Raw genomic sequence first — 19492 nt, 5'->3', positions numbered from 1 at the left:
ATTGAGCCTGTCGAAATTCAGGGTCAACACCGAGCGTAGCCGAGGTGTTGAGTGCCGACACTGCCAGAGTGAAGCAGGAAGTAAGCATCAAGGTTAGATTTGACTACGGTTGATCAGTTTTGAGTAGGTCTTATGTAACGGTCTAACAAGTTATAACGTATACTCAGAGGTTAACGTATGGTTTATACGTCATCTCAGCTTCTAAGTTTTGAGGAATTTATCGCCCACTATAGCAACAATCCTGGCTATGAATTGGCGGATGGAGAATTAATAGACATGGAACCCACTGAACCTCATGAAACAGTCGCGGGAAAATTAGCCAGTAAACTGAGTATTGAGTTAGAACGACAAAGACATCCCTGGTTTATTCCACGCACTTGTATTGTTAGACCTTTTACAGATGCGGCTACGGCGCGTCGTCCTGATGTCGTAGTTTTAGATGAAACAGCATTAGTGAATGAGCCGTTATGGGAGCGAGAACCTGTGATTACGTTGGGAACTTCGATTAAGTTGATTGTTGAAGTGGTCAGTACAAATTGGGAGACAGACTATGCTCGTAAAGTGGAAGAATATGCCTTGTTGGGTATTCCAGAGTATTGGATTGTTGATTACCGAGGCTTAGGCGGCGTTGCTTTCATTGGCAGACCTAAACAGCCGACTATTACAATTTGTCAGTTAGTCGGTGAAGACTATATTCAACAGCAATATCGATTGGGAGAGCCAATTGTTTCACCGATGTTGCCCAGGTTCGCATTTAAACTTGATGATGTGCTGCCAAGATGAACCTGTACGATTGATGGGTCAGCAGGATTATGGCATTGTGGTCGGTTGGGTTCAACGAAGTGAAACCCAAACAATAATTTGTTGGGTCTCATTCCGTCATCGAAAATTTTCCGGTCTAGTGAAGTACCCCAACAAGATCCGCTCTTATTTGGGGAACCTCCAACTTCTAAAAACAAGGACGGTCTTATTCGTCTTCAGGGCTTCCCGTTTCATCCGCCGATGCCACGTTAGGTACTTTCTAATTTCTAAGAGTAGAAAGTCCGGAACTCCGCGATTACGTTAAATCAATTTGACCGCTTTCAGACCAAAAAACAGGGCTAGGGCGACACCTGTCGCACCACCGAGGATTAAAAAGTAGGCAATAATTCCAGATCCAGACATTTACCGTTCTCTCAAAAACGTCTTATTAGACCATTAAATCATTAAGTGGGATAAAATACAGCCCACAGTTGCTAGGGAAAATCAGATGAAGTCAGTGATTCGGGTTGAAGTACCGCCACAGTCTTATGATATTGCGATCGCGCCAGGAAGCTTGGATGATATCGGCGTCTGGATGAGTCGGCTGAAACTAGGGAAAAAGGTTCTCCTGGTTTCCAATCCCGCCATCTTTCGCCGCTACGGGGAACGCGCGATCGCGGCGCTGAAATTAGTCGGTTATCAGGTGTCTCATTGTACCCTACCCCCAGGCGAACGGTACAAAACCCTCAAATCCATTCAAAAAATCCACGACGCCGCCCTCCAGAATCGCTTGGAACGGTCTTCAACGATGGTAGCACTAGGGGGAGGCGTGATTGGGGATATGACCGGGTTTGCGGCGGCTACCTGGTTACGAGGGATTAATGTGGTGCAAGTTCCCACCTCCCTGTTAGCCATGGTGGATGCCGCGATTGGCGGTAAGACAGGGGTAAACCATCCCCAAGGCAAAAACTTAATTGGTGCCTTTCACCAACCCCAATTTGTGTTAATTGATCCGCAAGTCTTACAAACCTTACCCCCACGAGAATTACGGGCGGGAATGGCAGAGGTGATTAAATATGGCGTCATCTGGAATGCTGAGTTATTTACTAAGTTAGAAAGTACAAAGCGTCTCGACCAACGGCGGTATTTAGATGAGGAATTATTGTCCTTTATTTTATCCTCCTCCTGCCAAGCCAAAGCCGATGTTGTTAGTCAGGATGAGAAAGAAGCCGGATTAAGAGCAATTTTAAATTATGGTCACACAATTGGTCATGCGGTCGAAAGTTTAACCGGCTATAAAGTCGTTAATCATGGCGAAGCTGTGGCGATTGGCATGGTGGCGGCGGGTCAAATTGCCGTAGACCTTCAGATGTGGACATCTCAGGAAGCGGAACGTCAAAAGGCGTTAATTGAGAAAGCCGGATTACCGACTCAATTACCATCGGGATTGGATATTGATGCGATTATCGATACCTTACAAACCGATAAGAAAGTAAAAGATGGCAAAGTACGATTTATTCTGCCCACTGAAATCGGTCATGTCACCATAACCGATCAAGTTCCAGCCGATGTCATTCGCCAAGTTTTGAGTGATAAATTATGAATTCCCTATTCCTAATTCTCTTTTACCTGACGAATGACCAATGACGAATGACGAATGACGAATGACGAATGACGAATGACAAATGACGAATGACGAATGACGAATGACGAATGACAAATGACAAATGACGAATGACAAATAACTAACGACGATAAAACGCTTGTTCCCTTGCCATAGAAAGCGCCATGTAGAGAATATTCTGTCGCTCAATGGCAGGAAAGCTAATCGTGTAAATCATATCATTTTGCTGCCACATCACCGTAGAGAAAGGATAGGATGGATTTTGAGTCGGTCCTTCAATTAGATATCCAGCCACAGTCGGGGTGAGAGTAATGCGATCGCCTAGGGTTTCATGACGCTCCAGATCACGCCGCGCACTCGCCGACTCCTTGGGGTGTACCGAAAAGCTACCCAGTAAGCAGGAATTCGGAGTGCGATCGCAGGTAAACAGACTCACGGTATAACTAGAGGGGGCTTGGGAGGGAAAAACTCGCACAATCAGTTGGTTTGGATCAATATCCAACATATCATTCACCCGTAACTGAGTAGGTAAGCGCATGGCTAACCCCACAGGCAAATTTCTTTGGATACGTTCCATAAACGGAATAAACACGGGTGCAGGTTGAGCTTCAACCCCTACCGCCACACTGAAAACACCGAGGAACAGTGAGACTCCCCAGAAACAACGTTGCCAAATTTGGTAGAACACTTCACCTCAATCCAATTTTGAATGGCACTGAATTAAGCCCTGAACTAAAGATGATAGCGGGTCGCTGACCCATTTTTATGAAGAAAATGTAAAGCTATCCTAAAATTGGTTAAGATCGTAACACAATGCCCCTGATCAGAAGCGGTAAACGCCTCATAAGCATGAACTTGCACGTTGCCAAAGTAGGAGAAACATGGTTAACCTCTTTTCCCCACCCCTTTCCTGGAGCGCAACCTCTCCCTTGTTGTTATGTGATAAAACGTATTACCTTGGTGCTAACGTAACAATTGAATAGGGGAAACATTGTGAATTTTCTTTGCCAGCGTCTTTCCCAGCAGCACCTGGATAGCCAAGAAAGCGGAAGTCTGAATCGAGGTATAGATGTTAATTTTGGTAGCGACGACCTTGACCAAAGAGTAGGTTTATGCACAGGCATACCTACCTTGAGCAGACAAGGATTTGGTTGGGCTAACCCGAATAGTACACTAAAGCCCTTCTTTAAACAAGAGTTTCCTAATGTGTTTAAGCTATATACATATTGTCCTATCTTGAAGCCAGGATAGGGTTTGCTCAACCAGACAACATCGATCAAACTGGAGTCATCACCTCCATGGCAAGGACGTAACACTCGTGCATCTGGCTTTGACAAGGGTAAGGAGTAGTATTTTAATGAACACGCTAGTATTGAGTAACACCACAGTCAACCTTGAGCAACTCTATCCAGATCGCCATATTGATGCGGCGGCTAAGGCAACATTTGAGGATTTAACTCGTTTAGCTGCTAGCGTTGTCCAAGCTCCGATCGCCCTGATTAGTCTCTGTGATGCCAAAGGTCAGTGGTTGCCTTCACAGGTGGGTTTAGACACCGATTCCACAGGGCAATACTTAGAGTTTTGTCGCCAAATCCGCCAGGAGATAATAACAGAAAATAAGCCGTTATTAGTGGTCGAAGATACTCTAGCCGGATCTGAGTCTCAGATAACGTTACTCCCAATCCGATTTTATGCCGCCGTTCCCTTAGTTACCCCTCAACATGAAACGGTCGGTATTTTAGTAGTGATTGACCGAGTGCCGCGACAGTTAACCGGACAACAAAAGGATGCCCTAACCGCATTAAGCCGACAGGCGATCGCGCAGTTAGAATGGCAAAAGAAAGTGATCGATTTGGAAACCCAGGTGCATCAGTGTCAACGCCTGGAAAAAGCCTTAAAAACGTCTCCTCAAAACCTGGTTGATATGAAGGTGGCGCTGGAGCAAGCGTCAATTGTGGCAATTACCGATCCTCACGGTAAGATTCGTTACGTTAACGATAAATTTTGCCAGATTTCGCACTATTCCAGGGATGAACTTTACGGTGCTGACCATCATTTACTTAATTCTGGCTATCATCCCCCGCAGTTTTTTCAGGACTTGTGGAACACGATTTCCCAGGGTAAAATCTGGCGAGGCGATATCCAAGATCGTGCCAAAGATGGCAGCTTGTATTGGGTTGATACGACAATCGTACCCTTGGTTGATGAGCAAGGTCATCCTTATGAATATATCTCGATTTGTAAGGATATCACTGAACAAAAACAAGCCCAGATTGAACTGGATCGTTTTTTTAGCCTCTCACCTGATTTGATGGCAGTGATTGGTTTCGATGGTCGATTTAAACGAATTAATCCTGCCTTTGAAACTATCCTCGCCTATACCTCGGAGAACTTAGTTCCCAAAGCATTTCTCGATTTCGTCCATCCCCATGATTACAAAGCAACATTAACAGTTTGGCAAACCCTTTTAGATAGTTCATCGGATAGTTACTTTGAGCATCGTTATCGCTGTAAAGATGGATCGTATAAGTGGTTGGCTTGGAACTGTCTGCCTTTAGCTGAAGCCGATGTTGTCCATGCGATCGCCCGTGATATTACTAACACCAAGCAACGAAAAGCAAGTCTGCTAGAACGATCGCGTCTGTCTACCTTAGAAGCCGATATTGGCGCTGTTCTGGTGGGACAAAATGGTAGTCTAGGCGAAAGTCTTAAACGCTGTACCGAAGCCATGATTCGCCATCTAAACGCCTTGAGTGCTGGGATTTGGACAGTGGCGGGGATCACAGACGAGACGCAAATGCCCTTAGTCTTAGAATTGCAGGCGCATAGTGGTGAACAGTTACCCACACACCTATTCCCTCAACGCATCCTCACCAACCAAGGCTTAATCGCCAAAGTCGCCCAAACCTTGAAGCCAATTCATCGTCCGATCTTAACGCCGGGACATGACTTGTCCAACAAAACCTTTATCGGAATTTATCCCCTGATTGTCGAATCTCATCTAGTTGGGTTTATTGCCTTACATAGTTGCCAACCCTTCTCTAAAATCGTACAAGGAGTATTGGGATGGGTGGCGAATGCGATCGCGGTAGCTATTGACCGGATTTGGGTGCGCGAAGAACTCCTCAGTCGCCGGGAAGCCTTACTATTTCAGTTAGCTAGCCAAATTCGCAATTCCCTAGAACTCGATACGATTCTGGCAATCGCCGTCACCGAAATTCGGGGATTGCTAGAGGTTGACGGCTGCCACTTTTTGTGGTTAAATTACAACTCCGATCAACCGAGTTTAAGCGTTACCCATGAAGCACGAGATCCCAATTTACCCAGTTTATTAGGTGACTGTCTTCCCCCACAACTTGCCCCCTTAGCGGACATTATTCACCGATTACATCCTCTACGAATTGATGATGTCAGCCAAACCCAAAACTTAGCCCCCGAAACCCGATCGCTACTCGCTGATTGGGGAATTACTTCAGGGTTAGTGTTACCACTCAAAACCAAAACCGGACAACTGGGGGCAATTATCTGTAGTCATTATCGGGGTTCGCGGCAATGGAGCGATCGCGAAGTTAAATTACTGCAAGCTGTAGTGGATCAACTCGCGATCGCGATCGAACATGCGGAATTATTTGCCGAAACCCGGGCAGCGGCGCAAGCGGCTCAAACCCAGGCAAACCAATTAGAGCAAGCCTTACACGAATTGCGGCAAACCCAATCCCTGTTAATTCAGACCGAGAAAATGTCTACGATCGGTCAAATGGTAGCCGGAATCGCCCATGAAATCAATAATCCGGTTAATTTTATCACCGGGAATCTCAGCCATACGACCAACTATATTGGCGACTTATTACAACTCATCGAATGTTATCAACAATCTTATCCCAATCCCCAGCCTGATATTCAAGAGTTGATAGAAGACATTGAATTATCCTTCCTCATCGAAGACTTACCGAAAATGCTCTCCTCAATGAAGATGGGAGCCGATCGGATTCAAGAGATTGTGATTTCCTTGCGGAATTTTTCGCGGCTCGATCAAGCCGAAATGAAGGCAGTTAATATTCATGAAGGCATTGATAGTACCTTATTGATTCTTCGCAACCGGATGAAACCTTGTGGGAATTCTCCAGGAATTACGCTGATCAAAGAATACGGGGAATTGCCGGCGGTTGCCTGTTATGCGGGTCAACTGAATCAAGTGTTTATGAATATTATTAGCAATGCCATTGACGCCTTCGATGGTTTAATCAAAGCCGGGGCAAGTGCAACAGAAAAGAGCCAATTAAACCTTAACCCAACGATTTGGATTAGCACCGAGGTTGTAGACAAGAATCAAGCGGTGATTCGGATTCGCGATAATGGACCCGGAATCAGCGAAACCATCCGCAATCGTTTATTTGATCCCTTCTTTACCACAAAACCGGTGGGTAAGGGAACAGGGTTAGGGTTGTCAATTAGTCACCAGATTGTTGTCGAAAAACATGGCGGTATTCTCAAATGTTATTCTGAACCGGGACAAGGAACAGAATTCTGGATTCAGATCCCGATCACTGATTGATGTGAACCATATCCTATCCAAAGTGGTAGAGACTAAAATGCAACGTCTCTACATAAATGATGTGTCCTAACAGCCATGGCGGTTGCTATATAATACCCAATTATCTAATAGTAAACATAAGCATAAATCCTCAACTCTTCTCCCGAATCCACCACGATCGCACAAGTCGAATTTCACCATAACTATAATCCTCACCCAACTGTTCCCGCAAGCTTCTCAGGGAGTTTGTCCCAACAGTCTGAATCGCTTGCAAGATGGGCTTTTGCCGTTCTGCTGCTACTAATCGGTTTAAATCTATAGGCTGATTCTGCTCAATTAGCTCACTTAAGTGAGTAAGAATAGTGCTAGGAACATAACCCCGTTTTTCCGCAATTTCCTCTATACTTAATCCTTGCTGATACAGTTGTAAGGTTACCATTTGGCTATTTGAAGGCAGAGGAACGGGTAACTTCTGCCCCTGACAAAACTCTCGAACTTCCGACACAAACCGCTCGCCGTACTGCGTCAACTTGTGAGCCGTTACCCCCGATATTTGGGCAAACTCCTCCAGGGTTTTAGGTTTCATTTGTGCCATTAACTTGAGGCTAGAATCAGCGAAAATCACATAAGGGGGAACCGATTGAATATCCGCGATTTGTTTACGTAGCTTTCGCAATCTCTCAAACAGCAATTCAATTTCCGCCGTTCTCGGACTAACATCGGATAGTGCCTTGGCTACAGGGGTTTGGGTAATCGCAATATGCACAGAACGTTGTTTGCGAAGCACTTCCCAACTGCGTTTATTCAGCTTTAGTACCCGATACCCATCTGTCGTTTCATCCATTAATCCCTGATGCAGGAGCGATCGCGCCAGCATTTTCCAAGCGTCAACGCTTTTATCCCTGCCAATTCCATAAGTTGAGAGGAGGTGATGTCCATTCTGTTCCACCTTCTTTTTCCGGGAACCCCGCAGCACGTCGATAATATGATTCATGCCAAATCGTTCTCGACAACGCGCCACGCAGGATAAAAACTTTTGCGCTTCAATTGTCCAATCTTCAACGGGTTTAGGATGACAACAATTATCGCAGTTATCACAATTGCCCTTAAACCGTTCACCAAAATATCTCAATAAAATTGTGCGGCGACAATCGGTTCCTTCCGCGTAGTCACGAATTTGCTGTAACTGTTGACGGGCAACGCGCTGTTCTCTTGGATCAGGTTTTTGATCAATCAGATAATCCAGTCTAGGCACATCACCGGGACTATAAAATAGTGTACAATAGGCAGGTTCTCCATCTCGTCCTGCCCGTCCCGATTCTTGATAATACCCTTCTAAATTTCGGGGTAAGTCGTAGTGAATCACAAAGCGAACATCGAGCTTATTAATTCCCATACCAAAGGCAATAGTTGCCACAATCACTTGCACGTCATCGCGAATAAAACGATTTTGATTACTGGATCGGTCAGTATCACTCATCCCCGCATGATAAGGCAAGGCTGAAATGCCATCTTTTTGCAGTCGAAATGCTACTTCGTCAACACTACGACGACTGAGACAATAGATAATTCCAGATCCTTTATGGGATTGAACTTTTTTGAAGAGTTGGTTATAGCTTTGGCGCTGTTTGGGTTGAATTTCGTAGTAAAGGTTGGGGCGATTAAAACTGGCAATATGGATACTCGGTTGACGGAGTGTGAGTTGTTGGACAATATCCTGCTGCACCCGCTTGGTGGCTGTAGCGGTAAGCGCCAGCATGGGGATATCCGGATACCGTTGACGTAACTGTTTAATCTGGCGATATTCTGGGCGAAAATCATGTCCCCACGCCGAGACACAGTGCGCCTCATCAACCGCAAACGCCGAAATTCCCACCTGCGATCGCACTTGTTCTAAAAAGGGCGCAAATCGCTCTGCCAGCAAGCGTTCTGGGGCAACATACAGCAGTTTAATCTTACCGTTGAGGATTGCCATTTCCCGCGATCGCACCCCATCCCAACTCAAGGTACTATTGAGAAATGTCGCCCCTATGCCGTTATCCACTAAGGCATCCACCTGATCTTGCATCAGCGCAATTAACGGCGACACCACCACCGTTAACCCTGGTTTAAGTAAAGCCGGGAGTTGGAAACACAGCGACTTACCGCCCCCCGTGGGCATAATAATCAGCAAGTCACGGTTCTGAAGCACTTCTTCAACGATTTGCTGTTGTCCTGGGCGGAAGGTATCATATCCAAAAAACTGTTTTAGGGCGTCCCCCAAGGATTGCAACTGATACATAATGGATGCTGTGGGCGCTTTTGATTCAATCATTTTGACTATTTTATACCACTCATCGGGTATCCTCACCCCCTAGAGCGTCGGTCAAGTAACTACAGTACTAATCTAATGTGTCACTTATAGTCTGTTCGTAATGCCATTCGGTTGTTGACAAAAAGTCTAGAATACTTTGAGCAATAGCCTTGGATGCTAAGTAAGGAACACCATTACCAATTGTTTTAAACATATTGGTCAGTGACATTTTATCAGGAAGGACAAAAGTTTTAGGTAAAGATTGCACAGCAAGCGCTTCAGCAACAGATAAGCGACGCGCTTTATAAGGATGCAAGTGGACTTCGTTATTTCCGTAACAAGCCGTAGGAGAGTAACGCCATCGGTGAAGGCGTTTGTATGACTTTCTGGAATCATCTCCCTCCGCCACAGAAAGAAATCGCTTTAGACCAGCTCTCGGTTTAAAATGATGTTGAGCATTAGGATGGTTGAGGACATCGTTTTGCCTAAACCAATATTCAACAGTTAATTCCTGAATAATCTGATTAGAGCAAGGTAGATGCGAATCTTCCTGAAATGGATCAGTCGCAGCCCAAGGACAAGAAAAAACGGTCTGCTTCGGATATAAAATATAAGTTGTCCAGGGAAAAATTCCTTCAGGCATAAATTTTGCACTTTGCTCAACGGGTAGTCCTATATCTCTGATTAAGCCTTGACGAAATCCGAGCAGGATAATCCTCTCCCTATCTTGAGGAACACCGTATTCTATGGCATTGACTAGACGCTCTGTTAATAGATAGCCAGCCTGGTTTAGCTTTTCTTTAAGCTGTTCAAAAAAAAGGCGGTGTTTTTTCGTTTTCCACAATCCTTTAACATTCTCAAATAAAAAGAAATCCGGTTGATGTTGGCAAATTAATTCAACATAAGCAGCAGAAAGCTTACCATTATCACCGTCCTTACCTCGATTTTTTCCCCCAACTGAGAAATCTGGACAGGGAGGTCCGCCAATAAAACCGACAATATCTGTAGATTTCCGAGCATCCTGGATTAAATACCAGAGACGTAGGGCTTGTTCCCCTTCTGTAAGTTGCTCAACGTTTCCATTGTCAGCAGAATGGTATCCGTATTCGGGTAATGGCAGATTCAGAACTTGTCTAGAGTAACGGTAAGCCTCCATATAGGAGGGATTAATTTCATTGACATACACGATATCAAAACCACTGGCTTCAAAGCCCAAATCGAGAAATCCAGTTCCAGCAAAGAAAGAGAATAGTTTTGGGCGAATGCTCATTGATAAATTCTAAAGGATAGAAAGATTATACCACTTTAGATAATTAATAAATAATCAGTTACTTATGTGGAATGGCACTGACTTTAGAGTTTGTAGTAAGCGCTAAAGCGCTTCTGGCACTAAAGTGCCTACTACGAACCCAGATTAATTCAGTGACATTCTACTTCTGTGAGAAAGCAAGGATTGTGTCCCTACATTTGTGTGTACTATTAACCCTTGAGAATCACTACATTTTTTTGTAAATAGGCTTTGATAGAACAGGCTAAAGCTTTTGCCAAAATGGGAGGAACAGCATTGCCAATTTGGTTACATTTGCTTTCTTCATTACCCTTGAATTCAAACCAATCCGGAAAACTTTGCAAACGCGCTCCTTCACGAACCGTTAACCGTCGTCTACGTCCATCGGGTAAGCGAATACGCAACATATCACCTGTTGGAGCGCTTAAATTGCGGCAAGTAACCGTTCTAGACGGGGCATTAAGGTGTAAATCTCTGGGTCTAACACACTTAGAAGCTCTCTCGTATTTTTTGATATATTCATCCATGCTAGGAGTGAGAAACTTAGCGTCTGGGGGTGCAATAAATGCGAGTTCTCCCAGGGCTTCACTAACCGTATACGGTGAATTTTTATGGGTTTTTGAATGCCATTTCCATTCGCCTCGGTGAGCCACACAAAAAAGACGTTCTCTTCGCTGAGGAACACCATAATCTGCGGCGTTGAGGATATCCCATTCAACGATATATCCTAGTTCCCTGAGAGCGCTAACAATTTCTTCAAAGTAGGTTTTATTGCGAAATAGCATTCCCCGCACGTTTTCAAATAAAGCAAGCTGGGGGCGATAGGATTTAACCGCGTCAAGAAATATGGGGAAACCATCGCGACTGTCTTTGAGCCCCCGTTGATGTCCACCAACGCTAAAGGGTTGACAGGGGGGACCACCAATGATGACATCGGCTCCATCGACTAAATCGGGTTGGCGTGCTAGCGTGGTCTGATAGCAGAAACCATGCAGGTTGTGCTGATAAGTGGTGCAGGCGTCTGCTAATTTTTCATAACCGATGGTTCTAAATCCTGCGGCTTCAAAACCGAGTGCTAGTCCCCCACAGCCAGCAAACAGATCAATCACCAAAGGTGCTGTCGCATCGATGGAGGGAAGTTGGAGTTCTTGAGAGAGGAAATCAAGGTAGGGGAGTTGGTTTCGCATTCTCCTATTTTAGGACGCGATCGCACGCTTATCTTGTCCATACCTTAACCTTGAATTGATAGGTCAGCCTTTAGACGCAGCATAGACATCTCTACGACGACTGGTTTAGGTTTGGATAAGACAACATTCACAGCAGTGATAACAAAAATCCAGAGAAGCCGCAGACATTGCCAATGCTGTTGAACCTAGGGCGGAGTCGGCTTATTATAACAGGTAATAAATAAAAGCTAAACTAAAGAAATGGAAGGTAAACAGTTTATTCGCACGATGCGATTGCAAAACTTACTATCCTACGGAGATGAGGGTGAAGAAATCGCACTCCAACCCCTTAATGTGCTGATTGGTGCCAATGCATCTGGCAAGTCGAACTTAATTGAAGCCATTGGACTTCTGAAGGCAACTCCCACAGATTTAACTGCCCCAATTCGTAAAGGCGGAGGCGTCAGTGATTTACTTTGGAAAGGTCAAAAAGAAATTCCAATAGCTAAAATTGAGGTGACTATAGATTACCCAGAAGGACTGATGCCGCTTCGCTATCGCATGGGTTTAACTGTAGTTGGTCAAAAACCAGAATTAGTCGATGAAGCGGTGGAGAATGAATGCTCATACCCCGGTGAAGATGATGTCTATTTTTATTATCGCTATCAACAAGGTCGTCCAGTTTTAAACATTAAAAATCCATCTGATGGGCAAAGAAGTCAACGTTCGCTACGTCGAGACGATCTGATTCTCGATCAGTCTGTTTTATCTCAGAGGAAAGATCCAGATCAATATCCTGAACTCACCTATCTAGGTAATCAATTTTCCCGGATTAGTCTGTATCGTGACTGGCATATCGGACGAGATTCAGAACCGAGATTGCCACAGAAAGCTGACTTACCGGAACACCCTTTGCTAGAAGATGGGAGTAATCTCGGACTTGTTTTGAACAACTTACAGCACCAAGTAGGAAGTCGAGCAATTATCGATAAACTCAAAACATTTTACGAAGAAGCAGAAGAACTATCCGTAAAGATTTATGGCGGTACAGTTCAAATATTTATCCGCGAGGAGGGTTTAATTCAACCAATCCCTGCAACTCGTTTATCTGATGGTACACTGCGCTATCTATTTTTACTGGCTTTACTTCTTGACCCCACCCCACCGCCACTGATATGTATTGAAGAACCAGAGATTGGCTTACATCCTGACATGATGTCTACCATTGCTGATTTGTTAGTCGAAGCGTCTGAACGAACTCAGTTAATTGTTACAACGCATTCAGAGGCTTTAGTTTCCTCTCTTCCTCCTGAATCAGTTTTGGTGTGTGAGCGAGATTATCAAGGAACTCATCTACGCCGACTTAACCCTGAACGGTTGCAAAAGTGGCTAGAAAATTATTCTTTAGGTGAACTCTGGAGTATGGGTGAGATTGGAGGAACGCGATGGTAAAAGAGATTCGTATTTACATAGAAGGGGGTGGAGATGATCGGGATACAAAAAGGCAAATGCGGCAAGGATTTAGCGGGTTTCTGAGAGATATGGTGCAGATAGCGCGGAGCAAGCGAATCAAATGGGATATTGTTGTCTGTGGTTCTCGTAATAATGCTTTTAGCTCTTTCAAAAATGCTATAGAAGATTATCCTGATGCTTTCAATGTCCTACTGGTTGACTCAGAGGGAACAGTAAAAAACGACCTTGGGCGCATTTGAAATCTAGGGATAATTGGGATTCACCTAGAGTTGATGATACCCATTGCTATTTAATGGTGCAAGCAATGGAGGCTTGGTTTATTGCCGATATTGATGCCCTCAAAAAATTCTATGGGAAAGGATTTAGAGAAAATTCAATTCCTAGAAATACCAATGTCGAGAAGATTGATAAGGATTCGTTAGAGCCAAGTTTAAAGCAAGCTACTCGCCATACATCCAAGGGTGAATACAAAAAGATACAACACGCTTCAAAGCTTTTAGGATTATTGAATGTTGCCAAGGTACGTCAAGCCGCACCGAATTGCGATCGCCTCTTTACCACTCTTGCCCAAATTATGGGAGAGACAATCTGAAAAGGTAGACTGTTAAAGCGTTGTAAATCGTAATTGAACATCGAATAGAACGACTCAAAAAATGGGATAAAATTTATGGTTAATTCAGGTGGGGAAGAGACAAGGTTCAAAACCGCGATCGCAAAAGCAAAAGAAGCCGCAGACATTGCCAATGCTGTTGAACCTAGGGCGGAATCGGCATATTATGACCAGAGTCGCGATCGCGTGGTAATTAATTTGAAGAGTGGGGCGACGTTTAGCTTTCCCCCAGCATTAGCCCAAGGGTTAGCAGGTGCTTCTCCAGAGGATTTGGCTGAGGTTGAAGTGACGCCATCGGGGGATGGGTTGCATTGGGAGAAGCTGGATGCGGATTTTAGTGTTCCGGCGCTTTTGGCTGGTGTGTTTGGCACGGCGGCGTGGATGGCTCAGGTTAAGATGAAGGTGAGTTAGGGCGCGATCGCATTCTTGTCCTTTTCATGCATTCTGGTTGATATGAGTGTATTCTCCTAAAATAGTTAAGAGTTGACAAGTAAGCTCACCAGGCGTAAGAGAAAAATGGATAGCGTAGCACAAGAAAGCGACGTAATTGTTACTGATCAGGATACGGCTGAAGAAGATAGTGGCGATAGTGGTGGATTGTATCCCTATGACCCAACTAAAGCCGATATCGACATTAGAGAAGATCCTCAGACAGTTTTCGAGTTAATGAGAAAATATGACAATGGTAAGCTTATTATCGATCCGGATTTTCAGCGCAATCCTCGAGTTTGGAAGTTAGAGCAAAAAAGCAAATTTATTGAGTCTGTCATTCTCAATTTCCCCCTTCCGCCATGGTATGTAAATCAAACAGAAGAGGGCAAGTACATTGTCGTGGATGGTCTACAACGTACTACAACTTTACATGATTTTGTTAATAATGAATTTAAACTAAGTGGTTTAGAAGCTTTACCTAAATTAAATGGTTCTAATTTCACTGACTTAAAAGAATTACCAGGTGACTATCAAACAAGGATTGAAGACAAAAAGCTTAATTTATATATCATAAAACCCTCCGTTCCCGTTAAAGTTGTTTACGATATTTTCAATAGAATTAACACGGGCGGAACAAACCTTAGTCGTCAAGAAGTGAGAAACTGTATTTTTTCAGGGAAATCAACAAACCTGCTTAAAGATTTATCAGAACAAGGCTATTTCAAAAAAGCCATTGATAATGGGATTTCACCCGAAAGGATGAAAGATCGAGAAATTATTTTGCGCTATTTAGCTTTTAGAATTTTTGACTATGCAAAAGATTATCAAGGTGATTTGGGTGATTTTGTAGAAAAGGCAATGAAAAAGATAAATTTGATGTCAGATGAAGAAATAAAAGCTTTGAAAAAGGATTTTGAGCGAGTAATGAAGTTAACCTTTGATTTTTTTGGAGATAAAAATTTTCGTTTGCCTACAGGTGCAGGTCAGAGAAGGACAAAAATACATATTGCAATTTTTGAATCGGTATCTTATTTTTTCTCTATAAGTAATGATAAGTTTTTAGAAGAACACAAAGAGGCGATCAAAACTAATTTCAGTAAATTACTAGAAAATCAAGATTATCTCGATTCTATAAAATATGCCACGAGCGGTAAAGCCAAGGTTTCTACTAGGTTTAAGCTAGCCCAAGAAATTTTAGGAGATGTGTAAAAAATGCTCAAAAAGATAATTCTAAAAAACTTTAAATGCTTTAAGGAAGAAACAGAATTTCCTTTGGGGCAGTTAACTTTACTGACAGGGATTAATGGACGTGGTAAATCAACCATGCTCCAATCCTTACTCTTAATGAGACAATCCATCGAACACAATGATAATGCTGCCCAACTTGTATTAAATGGTAGTTGTGTACACTTAGGTAGTTTTCATGAAATTAGAAACAGTAACATATCAAGAGAAGAGTCCATTATATTTAGATACTTGTATGAAGATAATATAGAAGTATCTAACAGTAATAATTTTAAAATAGTTGGATCAGCTCAATATCATTTTACTGAAAATTATGAAGATGATATGGTCGCTCAAATAATTAAGATTGAGTTTGATAATGAGGTTATAGGATTTGATGGCAATAAACACAATAGTATGCCATATAAACATAATTCAGTTTATCAGAAAAACAATGAATTTAATCAAGATGTGCATCAAAATCGATTTGACTTCATATCTGGCACTCAAGAGGAAAAAAGGAATAGCTCTTGTTCATTGTTCAAACTATTACCTGTTTCAGGTATGATAAGTTTTGAAAATGCAAGAGGTGAAAATATTAAAATAGATTCCAAACTATATAAATCTTTGTATTTCGACAGGATTCATTATATATCAGCAGATCGTGTTGGTCCACAAGAATTTTATTTTAAATCCACTCTGACAAAATTTCCCAATGTAGGATCTAAAGGTGAATTTACCGCTAATTTATTACAAAAAAATAAAGATTATCTAGTTGACGATGAACTATGTTTAGGAGAAGACGCCAAAACCTTAGCCACTCAAACAGAAGAATGGCTGAATAACATTTTTGATGGAGCAAAGGTAGAAATTAAGAGTTCAGAAAGTAATATACTTGAACTGTTAATGAATTCAAGTCCATCAAAAGATCGTTTTAGACCTGCTAATATTGGCTTTGGATATCATTGTGTTTTACCGATTATTGTTTCAGCCTTAATTGCCCAACAAGGTGAAATATTAATTGTAGAAAACCCGGAAGCACATTTACATCCTAAAGCACAATCACGACTGGCTAAATTTTTAGCTAAAGTAAGTAGCTGTGGTGTACAAGTTTTTGTTGAATCCCACAGCGATCATATTTTGAATGCTTTGCGAATAGCGGTCCTAGATAAAATTTTGAATCATGAAGATTTGAAAATACTATATTTTCAGCAAAAGACTGAACTGCCAGTTGTAGAAATTCCTGTGCAGCCTGATGGTGGTATTGAGGAGTGGCCCGAAAGCTTTTTTGACCAAATGGATAAAGATTTTGAAAGGCTTTTTGGAATATAAAATGGAAATATTTATTAATGAAGTGTCTCTAGAAGGTCAGTATTTAACAGATGCCGAATTTAAGGATGCAGTAATAAGTTTTAAGTCTATTTTTGATTTACTCAATAAAAAAATAAAACAAAAGGTTATCTATAAAGAAGATAGTAATTTTTTTGTTAACTATGATGCTATTAGAGGCTCTAATTTCCAGCAAAGTTTAAATCAAATCAAAGATAAGACTCTGAAGCGAGCTTTTATAAATATCGTTTTTAATAAATCGAATCCAAAAGAATGGCGTAAAGAACAAGTCCATTCTCTCAATGATTATTTCGATTATTACTTTACACCTGAATCCTGTCGAGATGTCAAAAACACTTCATTAGCAGAAGTGGCTGAAAGGCAATTTCAAAACAGCCACATAACTTATTTAGTGATTAATTTCACCAAGTCTAGCTTTATAATTGCCCATCCCGACATTAATAAATGTTGTTTAATTTCTATAATCAAAAACAATGATGAAACTCAATCAATTGATTTAGATAGTCTTGACAATCAAGCAGCTCTTGAGAATTGGTTAGAGAAAAAACTAAAATTAAGCAAAATAGAATATGATGAATCTTCTACTGTTCCTCCTCAGGATGAGCAAACTATATTACGAGATACTAAAAGATTCAAAAGAACTGGAATTAGGTATGATAATAGAGTGGTTTATTGCGAAATCTCTACAGGTAAATATTGGTACGTCGATAATTTACACTACGGCAAAGCCGCTCATTTAGAAGTTTTCGACAAAACTGGGCAGCGACACCTTGGAGAAGCTGATTTACAAGGGGAAATTGATGAATCAAAATCTGACAGTGATAAGACTCTTAATATATCATAGTTATACATTTTTGGCTAAGAGTAACACAGACTACTGGACTGACACAGCTAAAATGGTGGCATAGATTTTACGATTAAATCGGGCGCACGTCGGTGCGCCCCTACAATTCTAATCCACCAACTTAGGTGAAATGCCACTGACTTTAGAGTTTGTAGTCAGCGCTTTAGCGCTTCTGGCACTAAAGTGCCTACTACGAACCCAGCTTAAGTCAGTGCCATTCAACTTAGGTGTGCCGAGCCACTACAATCTGTCGTATGGTTCTGGTTCAACATCGGTAATTTTATGTAAAACCTGTTGAAATTTGTCCCAACGTCCCTGTTTGGCTTTTTCTTCGATATAGTCTTTGGTTATCCAAGCCGATAAAGCAATAGTCACCAATTGTTCAACAGAAATATTTTCCCGCTTGGCTAAATTTAAGCCACATTAGTGGCTACTACAAACCAGTTTAGACATGAGCGGCTTCTATGGCTTGTTCAGCCGCGATCGCATGATTAATTTCTTCACGGTGGGCGTGGTAAAATACTAGGGCTTCATCAATTTGTTCTACATTCAAGTCATACTCAGCGGCTATCTGATTTGAGGATAAACCCCACTGTTGAGCCGCAATGACTATTGTTTGGACTCGTAGATTAGTCCCATGCAAAATCGGTATAAGCTGACCGCTAACACTGTTACGGTAAGTAAACTCTAAAATTGAAAATCTTGGTCACTTATTCCATTTAACGAAGTTCTACTAGGTGAATTCTTGCTTGTTTGATCAGGTTGTCGAAATAAACTACGAAATAAAGTGTGATACCTTTTATCTGTTTCAAGACCGTTAATATTTAAATCATAGTTACAAACACTTAATAATCTTTCATTGATAAAACTTCTCCGCGATTCAGATTCATATTCAAAATACACAACGGCTACTCTTATTCCCCATTTCATCAAAGCTCGTACTAACGGAACGAAATCTCCATCACCTGTTACCATGATTGCTACATCTATATGACCTTCTAACCCCACTTGGAGAGCGTCAACAGCCATAGCAACATCGACTCCTTTCTCTCCTTGGCTTTGAGACATAGGTACATATTTAGGTTCAATTCCCGCATGAATTAAATCTAAGTGACGATTTCTGTCTATTCGGCGTTGATGATCGTTAGATTGATTAGAACTATGTAATCCTTGATACCATCCAGAATAAACTACTCTGTAGTTAGCAAATCCTTGTTCTTTTTCTCTGATAAAATTTTCAATCAGATTATGAAACGGAAGATAGGATAACCACCCTATCTGTTTTTTGTAAAAATAATGTTGAGCATATACCCAAAAACTTCCATCATAAAACACCCCAATTCTACAGATGGATTGAGAATTCATTTCTAATTCTCCTTTTTTTTGTAAGTTAAATAAAAACCTTCTTTCAAGTTATATCATTTTTCTCTAGGTGATCATCTAGCATTTAACTTTTTTTATAGATAACACCTGGGGAAAGGGCGGGTTTACCAGCGTGAACTCCAAACGCCGCAACCCTTGTAGTCAAACCCGCCCCTACCATAACCTGTCACATTTCACGCCAATTGTTTCAGCCATTTTGAGTGAGGTTGTTTAACCGGATTTGATATGACACATTCAACCCGGGCGAGTTTACCAGCGTGAACTCCAAACGCCGCCACCGTTGTAGTCAAACCCGCCCCTACCATACCCTGTCACATTTCACGCCAATTAGTATCACAAATACTCCCATCTGGCATCCTCGCCCCCACCAAATTCACCTCACTCAAATCCGCTTTATCCAAATTTGCCCCCGTCAAATCTGCCTCCCTTAAATCTGCGCCACTCAAACTCGCGCCCACTAACTTCGCGCCCACTAACTCCGCCCCCCTTAAATCCGCATTCCCCAACTTCGCCCAACTCAAATCCGCCCC

General features: G+C 42.2%; 20 protein-coding genes. 10 read left to right on the top strand and 10 right to left on the bottom strand.

Going from position 1 to position 19492, the window contains the following annotated elements:
- Positions 1-177 precede the first annotated feature (177 nt).
- Positions 178-783 (top strand): Uma2 family endonuclease, encoded by a 606-nt coding sequence (locus RIG27_RS01695; RefSeq protein ID WP_446341846.1) that lies wholly within the window; start codon positions 178-180, stop codon positions 781-783.
- 279 nt (positions 784-1062) lie between these two features.
- On the opposite strand, the gene petL is transcribed toward RIG27_RS01695, so the two are convergent.
- Complete coding sequence (gene petL, locus RIG27_RS01690) at positions 1063-1164, bottom strand: cytochrome b6-f complex subunit PetL (RefSeq protein ID WP_446341844.1); 102 nt, start codon at positions 1162-1164, stop codon at positions 1063-1065.
- An 85-nt stretch (positions 1165-1249) separates the two neighbouring features.
- Between petL and aroB the strand changes: the two genes are divergently transcribed.
- Positions 1250-2344: a 3-dehydroquinate synthase gene (aroB, locus tag RIG27_RS01685; RefSeq protein ID WP_446341842.1), complete on the top strand. Its 1095-nt coding sequence runs from the start codon at positions 1250-1252 to the stop codon at positions 2342-2344.
- Here aroB and RIG27_RS01680 read toward each other — a convergent pair.
- Both RIG27_RS01680 and RIG27_RS01675 read right to left on the bottom strand, forming a co-directional pair.
- On the bottom strand, positions 2339-2482 hold the full coding sequence (locus tag RIG27_RS01680; RefSeq protein ID WP_446341840.1) for a hypothetical protein: 144 nt from the start codon (positions 2480-2482) through the stop codon (positions 2339-2341). The two genes, aroB and RIG27_RS01680, sit on opposite strands and share 6 nt — an antisense overlap.
- A gap of 4 nt (positions 2483-2486) precedes the next feature.
- Positions 2487-3053 carry a hypothetical protein gene (locus RIG27_RS01675; RefSeq protein ID WP_446341838.1) on the bottom strand — a complete coding sequence of 189 codons (567 nt, stop codon included), beginning with the start codon at positions 3051-3053 and terminating at the stop codon, positions 2487-2489.
- 669 nt (positions 3054-3722) lie between these two features.
- Here RIG27_RS01675 and RIG27_RS01670 point away from each other — a divergent pair.
- Positions 3723-6920 carry a PAS domain S-box protein gene (locus RIG27_RS01670; protein WP_446341836.1) on the top strand — a complete coding sequence of 1066 codons (3198 nt, stop codon included), beginning with the start codon at positions 3723-3725 and terminating at the stop codon, positions 6918-6920.
- A 130-nt stretch (positions 6921-7050) separates the two neighbouring features.
- Here RIG27_RS01670 and recQ read toward each other — a convergent pair whose 3' ends face one another.
- From recQ to RIG27_RS01655, 3 genes are all read right to left on the bottom strand, one after another.
- The gene (recQ, locus tag RIG27_RS01665) at positions 7051-9180 is read right to left on the bottom strand and encodes a DNA helicase RecQ (protein ID WP_446341848.1); all 2130 of its coding nucleotides are present in this window, start codon (positions 9178-9180) and stop codon (positions 7051-7053) included.
- A gap of 100 nt (positions 9181-9280) precedes the next feature.
- The gene (locus tag RIG27_RS01660; RefSeq protein WP_446341835.1) at positions 9281-10462 is read right to left on the bottom strand and encodes a DNA cytosine methyltransferase; all 1182 of its coding nucleotides are present in this window, start codon (positions 10460-10462) and stop codon (positions 9281-9283) included.
- Between the two features lie 209 nt (positions 10463-10671).
- Entirely contained in the window at positions 10672-11667 is a 996-nt protein-coding gene (locus RIG27_RS01655) for a DNA cytosine methyltransferase (RefSeq protein WP_446341833.1), read from the bottom strand.
- A gap of 240 nt (positions 11668-11907) precedes the next feature.
- On the opposite strand from RIG27_RS01655, the gene RIG27_RS01650 reads away from it, so the two are divergent.
- From RIG27_RS01650 to RIG27_RS01620, 7 genes are all read left to right on the top strand, one after another.
- Positions 11908-13098, top strand: coding sequence for an AAA family ATPase (locus RIG27_RS01650; RefSeq protein WP_446341831.1), 1191 nt, complete (start codon positions 11908-11910; stop codon positions 13096-13098).
- Complete coding sequence (locus RIG27_RS01645; protein WP_446341829.1) at positions 13092-13358, top strand: hypothetical protein; 267 nt, start codon at positions 13092-13094, stop codon at positions 13356-13358. Before RIG27_RS01650 ends, RIG27_RS01645 begins: the two co-directional genes overlap by 7 nt.
- Positions 13355-13711 (top strand): DUF4276 family protein, encoded by a 357-nt coding sequence (locus tag RIG27_RS01640; RefSeq protein ID WP_446341827.1) that lies wholly within the window; start codon positions 13355-13357, stop codon positions 13709-13711. The genes RIG27_RS01645 and RIG27_RS01640 overlap by 4 nt, the downstream gene beginning before the upstream one ends.
- A gap of 75 nt (positions 13712-13786) precedes the next feature.
- Positions 13787-14140, top strand: coding sequence for a DUF2442 domain-containing protein (locus RIG27_RS01635; protein ID WP_446341825.1), 354 nt, complete (start codon positions 13787-13789; stop codon positions 14138-14140).
- Positions 14141-14245: 105 nt separating this feature from the next.
- Positions 14246-15370: a DUF262 domain-containing protein gene (locus RIG27_RS01630; RefSeq protein ID WP_446341823.1), complete on the top strand. Its 1125-nt coding sequence runs from the start codon at positions 14246-14248 to the stop codon at positions 15368-15370.
- A gap of 3 nt (positions 15371-15373) precedes the next feature.
- Positions 15374-16717 carry a DUF3696 domain-containing protein gene (locus RIG27_RS01625; protein ID WP_446341821.1) on the top strand — a complete coding sequence of 448 codons (1344 nt, stop codon included), beginning with the start codon at positions 15374-15376 and terminating at the stop codon, positions 16715-16717.
- Entirely contained in the window at positions 16695-17579 is an 885-nt protein-coding gene (locus RIG27_RS01620; RefSeq protein WP_446341819.1) for a hypothetical protein, read from the top strand. The genes RIG27_RS01625 and RIG27_RS01620 overlap by 23 nt, the downstream gene beginning before the upstream one ends.
- 240 nt (positions 17580-17819) lie before the next feature.
- Here RIG27_RS01620 and RIG27_RS01615 read toward each other — a convergent pair whose 3' ends face one another.
- From RIG27_RS01615 to RIG27_RS01600, 4 genes are all read right to left on the bottom strand, one after another.
- Positions 17820-17954 carry a hypothetical protein gene (locus RIG27_RS01615; RefSeq protein ID WP_446341817.1) on the bottom strand — a complete coding sequence of 45 codons (135 nt, stop codon included), beginning with the start codon at positions 17952-17954 and terminating at the stop codon, positions 17820-17822.
- A 70-nt stretch (positions 17955-18024) separates the two neighbouring features.
- Positions 18025-18222 (bottom strand): DUF433 domain-containing protein, encoded by a 198-nt coding sequence (locus RIG27_RS01610; RefSeq protein ID WP_446341815.1) that lies wholly within the window; start codon positions 18220-18222, stop codon positions 18025-18027.
- Between the two features lie 44 nt (positions 18223-18266).
- The gene (locus RIG27_RS01605; protein ID WP_446341813.1) at positions 18267-18944 is read right to left on the bottom strand and encodes an NYN domain-containing protein; all 678 of its coding nucleotides are present in this window, start codon (positions 18942-18944) and stop codon (positions 18267-18269) included.
- A gap of 329 nt (positions 18945-19273) precedes the next feature.
- Positions 19274-19492, bottom strand: a 219-nt coding sequence (locus RIG27_RS01600) for a pentapeptide repeat-containing protein (protein WP_446341811.1), incomplete at its 5' end; no start/stop codon positions are given.

The sequence above is a fragment of the Coleofasciculus sp. F4-SAH-05 genome (assembly GCF_040222985.1).
GTDB lineage: Bacteria > Cyanobacteriota > Cyanobacteriia > Cyanobacteriales > Coleofasciculaceae > Coleofasciculus > Coleofasciculus chthonoplastes.
The sequence above is the reverse complement of the archived record's forward strand: the minus strand, read 5'-3'. Positions and strand labels throughout refer to the sequence as shown.

Coding starts and splice junctions, on each gene's coding strand:
- RIG27_RS01695 (WP_446341846.1), top strand. CDS start 178: ATGGTTTATACGTCATCTCAGCTTCTAAGTTTTGAGGAATTTATCGCC.
- petL (WP_446341844.1), bottom strand. CDS start 1,164: ATGTCTGGATCTGGAATTATTGCCTACTTTTTAATCCTCGGTGGTGCG.
- aroB (WP_446341842.1), top strand. CDS start 1,250: ATGAAGTCAGTGATTCGGGTTGAAGTACCGCCACAGTCTTATGATATT.
- RIG27_RS01670 (WP_446341836.1), top strand. CDS start 3,723: ATGAACACGCTAGTATTGAGTAACACCACAGTCAACCTTGAGCAACTC.
- recQ (WP_446341848.1), bottom strand. CDS start 9,180: ATGTATCAGTTGCAATCCTTGGGGGACGCCCTAAAACAGTTTTTTGGA.
- RIG27_RS01660 (WP_446341835.1), bottom strand. CDS start 10,462: ATGAGCATTCGCCCAAAACTATTCTCTTTCTTTGCTGGAACTGGATTT.
- RIG27_RS01655 (WP_446341833.1), bottom strand. CDS start 11,667: ATGCGAAACCAACTCCCCTACCTTGATTTCCTCTCTCAAGAACTCCAA.
- RIG27_RS01650 (WP_446341831.1), top strand. CDS start 11,908: ATGGAAGGTAAACAGTTTATTCGCACGATGCGATTGCAAAACTTACTA.
- RIG27_RS01645 (WP_446341829.1), top strand. CDS start 13,092: ATGGTAAAAGAGATTCGTATTTACATAGAAGGGGGTGGAGATGATCGG.
- RIG27_RS01635 (WP_446341825.1), top strand. CDS start 13,787: ATGGTTAATTCAGGTGGGGAAGAGACAAGGTTCAAAACCGCGATCGCA.
- RIG27_RS01630 (WP_446341823.1), top strand. CDS start 14,246: ATGGATAGCGTAGCACAAGAAAGCGACGTAATTGTTACTGATCAGGAT.
- RIG27_RS01625 (WP_446341821.1), top strand. CDS start 15,374: ATGCTCAAAAAGATAATTCTAAAAAACTTTAAATGCTTTAAGGAAGAA.
- RIG27_RS01605 (WP_446341813.1), bottom strand. CDS start 18,944: ATGAATTCTCAATCCATCTGTAGAATTGGGGTGTTTTATGATGGAAGT.